The sequence below is a fragment of the Kurthia populi genome, assembly GCF_042686175.1.
Classification (GTDB): domain Bacteria; phylum Bacillota; class Bacilli; order Bacillales_A; family Planococcaceae; genus Kurthia; species Kurthia populi.
On sequence record NZ_JBHUOR010000090.1, the window covers coordinates 1 to 9,119 of the forward strand.

General features: G+C 38.3%; 10 protein-coding genes and 1 tRNA gene. 10 read left to right on the plus strand and 1 reads right to left on the minus strand.

The window, feature by feature from the left end; genetic code table 11:
- Positions 1-147: 147 nt before the first annotated feature.
- The gene (locus ACFSY7_RS10910) at positions 148-567 is read right to left on the minus strand and encodes a YslB family protein (protein WP_380147854.1); all 420 of its coding nucleotides are present in this window, start codon (positions 565-567) and stop codon (positions 148-150) included.
- Positions 568-840: 273 nt separating this feature from the next.
- Between ACFSY7_RS10910 and ACFSY7_RS10915 the strand changes: the two genes are divergently transcribed.
- From ACFSY7_RS10915 to ACFSY7_RS10960, 10 genes are all read left to right on the plus strand, one after another.
- On the plus strand, positions 841-1,452 hold the full coding sequence (locus ACFSY7_RS10915; RefSeq protein WP_126989274.1) for a succinate dehydrogenase cytochrome b558 subunit: 612 nt from the start codon (positions 841-843) through the stop codon (positions 1,450-1,452).
- Positions 1,453-1,511: 59 nt separating this feature from the next.
- On the plus strand, positions 1,512-3,266 hold the full coding sequence (gene sdhA / locus ACFSY7_RS10920) for a succinate dehydrogenase flavoprotein subunit (protein ID WP_126989275.1): 1,755 nt from the start codon (positions 1,512-1,514) through the stop codon (positions 3,264-3,266).
- 2 nt (positions 3,267-3,268) lie between these two features.
- Positions 3,269-4,036: a succinate dehydrogenase iron-sulfur subunit gene (gene sdhB, locus ACFSY7_RS10925; protein ID WP_126989276.1), complete on the plus strand. Its 768-nt coding sequence runs from the start codon at positions 3,269-3,271 to the stop codon at positions 4,034-4,036.
- Between the two features lie 131 nt (positions 4,037-4,167).
- Positions 4,168-4,617, plus strand: a complete 450-nt coding sequence (locus ACFSY7_RS10930) for an acyl-CoA thioesterase (RefSeq protein ID WP_380147855.1) — start codon at positions 4,168-4,170, stop codon at positions 4,615-4,617.
- Between the two features lie 74 nt (positions 4,618-4,691).
- Positions 4,692-5,135 carry a MarR family winged helix-turn-helix transcriptional regulator gene (locus tag ACFSY7_RS10935; protein ID WP_126989278.1) on the plus strand — a complete coding sequence of 148 codons (444 nt, stop codon included), beginning with the start codon at positions 4,692-4,694 and terminating at the stop codon, positions 5,133-5,135.
- A 10-nt stretch (positions 5,136-5,145) separates the two neighbouring features.
- Positions 5,146-5,940, plus strand: a complete 795-nt coding sequence (gene racE / locus ACFSY7_RS10940; protein ID WP_380147856.1) for a glutamate racemase — start codon at positions 5,146-5,148, stop codon at positions 5,938-5,940.
- An 89-nt stretch (positions 5,941-6,029) separates the two neighbouring features.
- A complete protein-coding gene (locus tag ACFSY7_RS10945; RefSeq protein WP_126989280.1) occupies positions 6,030-6,620 on the plus strand; it encodes an XTP/dITP diphosphatase in 591 nt (196 codons plus the stop codon).
- A 10-nt stretch (positions 6,621-6,630) separates the two neighbouring features.
- Positions 6,631-7,125, plus strand: coding sequence for a YfcE family phosphodiesterase (locus ACFSY7_RS10950; RefSeq protein WP_380147857.1), 495 nt, complete (start codon positions 6,631-6,633; stop codon positions 7,123-7,125).
- A gap of 80 nt (positions 7,126-7,205) precedes the next feature.
- Positions 7,206-7,279 (plus strand) — tRNA-Arg (locus ACFSY7_RS10955).
- A gap of 120 nt (positions 7,280-7,399) precedes the next feature.
- Entirely contained in the window at positions 7,400-8,365 is a 966-nt protein-coding gene (locus ACFSY7_RS10960; RefSeq protein ID WP_380147858.1) for a tyrosine-type recombinase/integrase, read from the plus strand.
- Positions 8,366-9,119: the final 754 nt, after the last annotated feature.

Consider the following 9,119-nt stretch of genomic DNA (forward strand, 5'->3'; position numbering starts at 1 on the left):
ATTGATCAACAATCGACCAAGAAAGTGCCTCAACTGGAATACCACACAGGATGCATTTGAATGTGAAGTGGTGCAGTTAATTTGACAATCTATCATATAAAAAAAGGATTGCGGCTTTCGCAATCCTTTTTTTGAGCATTGAAGGAATTAACGTTCGATTGGATCTTTTAAATCCCATTTTACGTGGAAGGTTACGCTGTTTTTTCGTTCATGCTTATCATCTAAACATTCTGTAAGAAGTCCAGACATATTTTGGTGTTGCTCAGCTAAAAAGCCAGCTTCTAAGCGGAAGCAACGATGTGTAATATGTAGTAAATCTTCAGCACCTGATAATGTAAAGAACGCTTCATCTTTTGATTGTTTATCAAGTGTTAAGGTGCCCCAACTAGCATCTGCGAAAAATTGTAATACTTCGTCTAGTGTCGTAGCGGGGAATTTGCGTGCTAGCTCTTTACCAGCCCAGTAGAGAATATCTTCTTCATTTTTACCTAAGATAGAAGACAGAATATGGTCTCGGATAAGCTCGTAGCCAAACGCAGAAACATTTTGTGTTAATTCTTGCGACATATGACCACTTCTTTCTTAAAATTTGTCTAAAATTTGAATGAGATAGAAAATATTTGTTTGAAATAGATAATTCAACTCATTTATAGCGGTTTTCACACGTATAGGACGCTTTGAAATTGCTTTGGTTTCCTTGACGCTCAATAGTTATGAGAGTACAATGAACTTGTCATAATATTGTACCATGATAAAGCTTGTAGTGAAACCATACGTTAGCGAATCTAACGATGGTTAATCTTGTGCTGCAAGTTTTAAGTACTGAGGGGGGTAACAGTCTTGGCGAAAGAAAAAGAGTTTTATTGGCGTCGACTACATTCACTACTTGGTTTAATTCCTGTAGGTCTGTTTTTAGTGTTCCATTTATTAGTCAACTTCCAAGCTACTAAAGGTGTAGAAGCTTTCAACGAAGCAGCAGGCTTAGTTGAAAAAATGCCATTCTTATTAGTTTTAGAATGGGTTGTAATTTATATTCCTTTAATGTTCCATGCATTCTATGGTGTATACATTGCATTTACTGCAAAATCAAATCTAAAACGTTTTGGTACAACACGTAACTGGTTCTTCATGTTACAACGTTTATCAGGTATTTTCTTAGTAATTTTCATTGCTTGGCATATCTGGCAAACACGTTTACAAAAAACGCTTGCAGATGCTGAAGTTAACTACGATATGATGGCTGACATCGTATCAAACCCAGCAATGTTAGCATTCTACATTGTTGGTATCATCGCAGCTACATTCCACTTATCTAACGGTATCTGGTCATTCTTAGTTAGCTGGGGTATTACACAATCTAAACAATCTCAAAAAGTTGCAACTTGGGTAACAATGATTTTCTTTGTATTGCTATCTGTAGTAGGCGTAATGGCAATTTTAGCTTTCGTTTAATCGATAAGCTAATTTATTGAAAACGCTAACTACTATTTGAACGAGGAGTGAGAAAAAACATGGCGAAAAGCAAACTTCTAGTTGTTGGCGGCGGTTTAGCCGGCTTAATGACTACAATGAAAGCTGCTGAAATGGGCACAGAAGTAGAATTATTCTCATTAGTTCCGGTTAAGCGTTCACACTCTGTATGTGCGCAAGGCGGAATGAATGGTGCCGTTAATACTAAAGGTGAAGGGGACTCACCTTGGATCCACTTTGATGATACTGTTTATGGCGGTGACTTCTTAGCAAACCAACCACCAGTAAAAGCAATGTGTGAAGCAGCACCTGGTATCATCCACTTACTAGACCGTATGGGCGTTATGTTCAACCGTACACCAGAAGGTCTTTTAGATTTCCGTCGTTTTGGCGGTACAATGCATCACCGTACAGCGTTCGCTGGTGCAACAACTGGTCAACAACTTCTATACGCACTTGACGAACAAGTACGTAAATGGGAAGTAGAAGGCTTAGTTACAAAATTCGAAGGCTGGGAATTCCTAGGCCTAATCTTAGATGAACAAGGCGTATGTAAAGGTATTAAAGCACAAGACCTTGCAACTCACGAAATCCGTGCATTCCGTGGTGACGCAGTTGTTATGGCAACTGGTGGCCCTGGTATCATCTTCGGTAAATCAACAAACTCAATGATCAACACTGGTTCTGCAGCATCTATCGTGTACCAACAAGGTGCTAAATACGCAAACGGTGAAATGATCCAAATCCACCCAACAGCAATCCCTGGCGATGACAAATTACGTCTAATGTCAGAATCTGCTCGTGGTGAAGGTGGCCGTATCTGGACTTATAAAGACGGTAAACCTTGGTACTTCTTAGAAGAAAAATATCCTGCGTACGGTAACTTAGTACCTCGTGATGTTGCGACTCGTGAAATCTTCGACGTATGTATCAACCAAAAATTAGGTATTAACGGTGAAAACGTTGTATACCTTGACTTATCTCACAAAGATCCACACGAATTAGATATTAAACTTGGTGGTATCATTGAAATCTACCAAAAATTCGTAGGTGATGATCCTCATAAAGTACCAATGAAAATCTTCCCAGCAGTTCACTATTCTATGGGTGGTTTATATGTAGATTACGATCAACATACAACAATCCCTGGTTGCTTCGCTGCAGGTGAATGTGATTACTCGCAACACGGTGGTAACCGTCTTGGCGCTAACTCATTACTTTCAGCTATCTACGGTGGTACTGTAGCTGGTCCAAACGCAGTTAACTACATTAAAGGTTTAGACAAACACGTTGAAGACCTTCCATCTAAAATTTATGATGATGCAGTTCGCGAAGAACAAGCTAAATGGAATGAAGTTATCTCAATGGATAAAGGTAACGAAAATGCTTACCTTCTTCACAAAGAGCTTGGTGAATTAATGACAAACAACGTAACAGTTGTTCGTTACAACAAACAATTACAAGAAACACTTGAAAAATTAGCTGAATTCAAAGAACGTTGGAACAACATCAACGTAAATGATACAGCTAAATGGTCTAACCAAGGTATTCAATTTACTCGTCAATTACGTAACATGCTTGCGCTTGCAAACGTAATTACAAAAGGTGCGTTACTACGTGATGAATCTCGTGGTGCTCACTACAAACCTGAATTCCCTGAACGTGACGATGAGAACTTCTTAAAAACAACAATTGCTGAATTCACACCGTCATTTGATCCAATTATCACTTACGAAGAAGTTGATTGCTCTATGATCAAACCTCGTAAACGTGACTACACAGGAGGTGCTCACTAATCATGGCAGAACAAAAAACAATTACTGTTAAAGTAAAACGTCAAGATAGTCCAGAGGCATCGACTCGTTGGGAAGAATTCGAAGTTCCTTACCGCCCAAATATGAACGTTATCTCTGTTCTTATGAAAATTCGTGAGAACCCAGTAACTACAAGTGGTAAAAAAACTACTCCAGTAGCATGGGACATGAACTGTTTAGAAGAAGTTTGTGGCGCATGTTCAATGGTTATCAATGGCCGTCCACGTCAATCATGTTCAGCTCTTGTTGACCAATTACAACAACCACTTACAATCGAACCAATGAGCACGTTCCCAATTATCCGTGACTTACAAGTTGACCGTTCACGCATGTTCGACTCACTTAAAAAAGTTAAAGCTTGGGTTCCAATCGATGGTACGTACGATTTAGGTGAAGGTCCTCGTTTACCAGAACGTAAACGTGAATGGGCTTATGAGTTATCAAAATGTATGACTTGTGGTGTTTGCTTAGAGTCATGCCCTAACGTAAACTCTGGCTCTTCATTCATGGGTCCAGCTCCTTTATCACAAGTTCGTTTATTCAACACTCACCCAACTGGTGCAATGGTGAAAGACGAACGCTTAAACGCTATTATGGGAGACGGCGGTCTTGCTAACTGCGGTAACTCTCAAAACTGTGTTCAAGCATGTCCTAAAGGTATTCCTTTAACAACTTCTATTGCTTCACTTAACCGTGCTGCAACAGTTCAAATGTTCAAAAACTTCTTCGGTTCTGACCACATGGTCGACTAAGAATATTGAACAAAAGCCACTCGCTTCTGCGGGTGGCTTTTTTGTTTGTAAAAAGAAAATATGTGCAATTACGAGAAAAAGTTGGTAAAATATGAGAATGAACAACTATTCATTTATTTGGGGGGATTTACATGTTACCAGCATATATTGAGGATGTACAAACATGGTTGGCAGATTTTTATTATTTCGAGGATATTAAAGTACGTTTTTGTGAAACAGATTTATTTGGTCATATGAATAATACAGTGCCATTCATTTATTTCGAGCAAGTGCGTACAGCGTATATGGAAAATAGCGGCTTAATGGCACAAGAGCTTGAGCCAGGTGTCTTCGGTGTGCCGGTCATGGCAAATCTTCATTGTGACTATGTGCAACAGGCCTACTACAATGATGTGTTAAAGGTTGGTGTGAAAATAGCACGTATTGGCCGCTCATCGATTGATATGCATTATGTTGCACTGAAGGGACAAGAAATTATTTTTACAGGAACAAGTACAGTCGTACAAATGAATAAAAATACAGGAAAATCTATAGCGTTCAATAATGAGCAATTAGAGTCACTTGCCGGAACAGTTAAATAATTCAGAAATAACTTGCTTATTAAGGCATTTAAAGTCAAAATAGAGGTTATATATACTTTACGGGAGTGATTTTAATGCCGCATGACGAGTTAACTGAAAATATTTTAAGTGTCGAAAAAAGTTTGCGACATATCGCCGGCAACATCAAACAAAAAGGACGCGAAATTTTGAGTAATTATACAATTACGCCACCACAATTTATCGCGCTTCAGTGGTTAGATGAACTTGGGGACATGACAATTGGCGAACTTTCTACTAAAATGTATTTAGCGTTTAGTACAACAACTGATTTAGTCGATCGTATGGAACAGAAAGAATTAGTCATTCGTTCTCGCGATACGAAAGATCGTCGTGTGGTCCGTGTACATTTGTTGGAAAAGGGTAAACAAATTATTACGGAGGTTGTTGAAAAGCGACAAGGCTATTTACAAGACGTTGTGAAAGATTTTGACGATTCGGAAGTGGAGGTTCTTTCAACACTCCTCTTACGAATGTATCAAGAAATGAAAGAGGAATGAGGCGGTTAACGTGAATGCTCCAATTGGAGTTATTGATTCAGGTGTTGGTGGCTTAACCGTTGTAAAAGAAATGCTTCACTATTTACCTAATGAAGAGATTTACTATATCGGTGATACAGCGCGCTGCCCATACGGTCCAAGAACGCCTAAAGAAGTCGTGAAATTTACATGGCAAATGGCGAATAAACTGGAAGCGATGGGTATAAAAATGCTTGTCATTGCATGCAATACGGCAACATGCGTAGCATTAGAAAGTCTACAAAAACATAGCAACATTCCGATCATCGGTGTCATCAATGCAGGTGCACAAGCCGCAATCAAGGCGACGAAAACACATGATATCGCAGTTATCGCAACAGCGGGTACAGTGAAAAGCGGGGCGTATGAAAATGCCGTAGCATCACTTTATTCATCAAGTAAAATTTCATCGCTTGCATGTCCACCGCTTGTACCGCTTGTAGAAAGTGGCGAGTATGAAAGTGAATTTGCTTTTGACTTAGTGAAAAAGACATTACAACCATTAGAAAAAAATCAGTTTGACACATTAATTTTAGGATGTACCCATTATCCAATTATTAAAGATTTGATTCAACGTGCAGTTGGCGATCAGGTACATATCGTATCCTCAGCTACTGAGACAGCGAAGCAAGCATTAGATATTCTACAATTCAAAGGTATCGAACGAAGTGCCACAACTGCACCACAACATCGATTTTTTGCAACAGGCTCATTGCCAATCTTTAAAGATATTGCAACGAACTGGCTACCAATCGATGACGTGAATGCAGCGCGCATTACGTTATAACAAACAAGGGGCTGTCCCGCAGTAGCTTTTCTTCAACAGAAGAAGGTTTTGCATGGCAGCTCCTTTTCTACATATGGAGGGAATTAATTATGAAACAAGTCGTTATCGCTACAAAAAACAAAGGGAAAGCACATGATTTTGAAGCCATCTTTAAACCACTTGGCTATGATGTATTAACACTATTTGATGTCGCACCAAGCATGGATATTGAGGAAACAGGAACAACCTTTGAGGAAAATGCCATTTTAAAAGCAGAGGCACTAGCAAAAGATTTACAGCAATTAGTCATTGCCGATGATAGTGGCTTAGAAGTGGATGCACTAAACGGCGAACCAGGCGTTTATTCAGCACGTTACGCAGGCGACCATGATGATGAAGCGAATATCGATAAAGTGCTTGAAAAGCTCTCAGAAACGCCAGATAAGGACCGTACAGCACGTTTCGTATGCTGCCTAGCAATCACAGGTCCAGAGATGGACACGATGACTGTAAAAGGCTACTGTGAGGGTCAAATCTTACGTGAACGCCAAGGAGAGGATGGCTTTGGCTACGATCCGATTTTCTACATGCCAGAGCTCGGCAAAACATTAGCACAAGTAAGCGCAGAGGAAAAAGGCAAGGTGTCTCACCGAGGCAATGCACTGCGTTTACTAACAGAAAAATTAGCGGGTAAATTATAGGAGGGATTCGATGAAGATTGTCGTATTAAGTGATACGCACGGAGATGCTGCAATTATTCCTGATGTGATCGCAGCACATCCAGATGCAGCGTATTATTTCCATTGTGGCGATAGTGAGCTTGCCTATGAGGATGTGCATATAAAAGACTGTAAACGTGTACGCGGGAACTGTGATTATGATGTGAACTATCCAGTAGAGGAAGTGATCGATGTCGAGGATAAGACGGTATTTATGACACATGGTCATTTATTTAACGTCAAAACGACGCTGACACCACTTGCGATGCGTGCACAGGAGGTTGGGGCCAATATCGTTTTATTTGGTCACTCGCATGTTTTAGGCGCTGAATTAGTTGATGGCACACTCTTTTTAAACCCTGGTAGCCTCAAATCACCACGTGGCCGTAAAGAAAAAAGCTATGCCGTCATTGAGACAACAGCCGATAGCTATAGCGTTACATTTTTAGACGATCAACATCAGCTCATTACAAAAATTAATTTCTAATTCTATATTAAAAAAATTTATTGACGCTTCTAAAAACGTCCTATATAATAAGTATTGTCCTAATCGAATTAGGCAATACCGTCTCAGTAGCTCAGCTGGATAGAGCAACGCCCTTCTAAGGCGTCGGTCGGGGGTTCGAATCCCTCCTGGGACATAATTATAAACTGAATAAATTCAATAACATCAAGCACTTCTGCTTATGATGATTATTTACAAGTCTTGTACGAATTAAGTACTCACTTTAAATAACTCATGAGTGGAGGTGTTTTTTGTTTTGACTAAAAGAAAAGGAATATTTGATACGGGATTTAAAGACACAATTGTACAAGTGGATTCACAAATAAATAAGAGAACAGATATTACAATTCAACAAGCTAATAATGTTATTTTACGTCAACTTGAAACAGGTGGTTGTAGAGAACGAACATTATATGATTATGATAAAATTGTAAGTTATTTTATACGTGATACAAATATTGTGTATTTAGCGGATATATCAAATGCTTCGATTTATAAATGGCTTGAAGGAATAAATGTGAAAAATTCAACAAAGCTAACACGATTAAAATGTTTTAAAGCCTTTTTAAGTCGTTGCCATGATAATGGTTGGTTTAATAACCGATTTTGGAAATCTGTAAATGTAAAAGTAGACAAGAAGATAAAAGAAGGTGCGTCAGATCAAGATGTAAACTTAGCATTATCATTACTTGATATGACAAAGTTTATTGATTTACGTAATGCAACAGCCATTTTATTAATGTATCGTTGCGGTTTACGAATTGGAACGATAGCACGAATGAAAGAAAGCCAAATTGATTTTGATACAAATAAACTTCTTTTAAGTGGGGAAGTAATGAAGAATCATCAAGGACTGATTTTACCTTTTAATAATCAAATTCGTAATTTCCTTGAAGTTTTAATCAATCAAAATAAGAAAATTCGTAAGGAATATAAAGAAGATAATGAGTACCTTTTCATAACGATCAAAGGCAGATTTACTTCTAATTCAATGACTTCAAATTGTATTCAAAAGGGTTTACGTAAAGCGAGTGTTGAATATGGTTTGAAAAATATTAATCCTCATGCTTTAAGAAGGGGATTTGCGAAGAATCTTTATACTAAATCAAATGATTTATTGCTTGTTTCAAAAGCATTAGGTCACAATGATTTATCAGTAACAACGCAATATCTGCATACGGAATTAACAGACGTTGCAGATAAAATGCGAGAGCATTTATAAGTAGTAAAAAAGCCCACCTACTGTAATAGGTGAGCGATACTCAATTTAATGCAACACGACTAAGAATTACAACTAAATAAGAGTATTTTATAATCTTCATTTTACTTGAAAAAAAGTAGAAATGCAAAGGTCTAGTTTGCTATTGCCTTTTTTAGCAAATACTCACGCTGGAAACCTAGTAACAGCGATAACTAAATTTGACAGGTTACGACTTAGCCAACGCAATAATTAAGTCTAGGCTACATTAAAGCATTTTCTCATTCATGCTGTAGCTGAAATGGTGAGAGCGACCAATTAAAAGGCTAGGGGGTTTACTAAACGTGTACGCACGTTGTAGCTTATTCACGCTTTATATTTAACAAGTTCCTCAAAAAGTAGGATAGTTATTAAGTTTATACACAAGACCGTTGTATAGACGTATCTAGCAGCATAAGGGTAGTAATTTATGTGATGTGATTAAGAAGTTGAAAAACTTGCAACTGAATGAGAGCAAACGATACTAACAATACACTGTGACGTTTTGTGATTGCGTTGTCTATCTGTATTTCATTTTTTAAAATTTGAAATATAGGTAAACAACTTTTGCACCAAGCCTTCAATTCCTATTCGGTTTTGTGCCAAAGTTCAGGCACCGTCAATAATTTTGTGCAAATGACTCAACCCAAACTTGGTAGATCGTCACATTTAGCGATCAAACATCGCTTCTAATTCGGCACGTGCCTGGTCAAATCCAAGATGACAACGTGCGAGGAAG

Excerpts from the sequence above, each read along its gene's own strand:
- ACFSY7_RS10910 (WP_380147854.1), bottom strand. The coding sequence starts at position 567 with ATGTCGCAAGAATTAACACAAAATGTTTCTGCGTTTGGCTACGAGCTT.
- sdhA (WP_126989275.1), top strand. The coding sequence starts at position 1,512 with ATGGCGAAAAGCAAACTTCTAGTTGTTGGCGGCGGTTTAGCCGGCTTA.
- sdhB (WP_126989276.1), top strand. The coding sequence starts at position 3,269 with ATGGCAGAACAAAAAACAATTACTGTTAAAGTAAAACGTCAAGATAGT.
- ACFSY7_RS10930 (WP_380147855.1), top strand. The coding sequence starts at position 4,168 with ATGTTACCAGCATATATTGAGGATGTACAAACATGGTTGGCAGATTTT.
- ACFSY7_RS10935 (WP_126989278.1), top strand. The coding sequence starts at position 4,692 with ATGCCGCATGACGAGTTAACTGAAAATATTTTAAGTGTCGAAAAAAGT.
- ACFSY7_RS10945 (WP_126989280.1), top strand. The coding sequence starts at position 6,030 with ATGAAACAAGTCGTTATCGCTACAAAAAACAAAGGGAAAGCACATGAT.
- ACFSY7_RS10950 (WP_380147857.1), top strand. The coding sequence starts at position 6,631 with ATGAAGATTGTCGTATTAAGTGATACGCACGGAGATGCTGCAATTATT.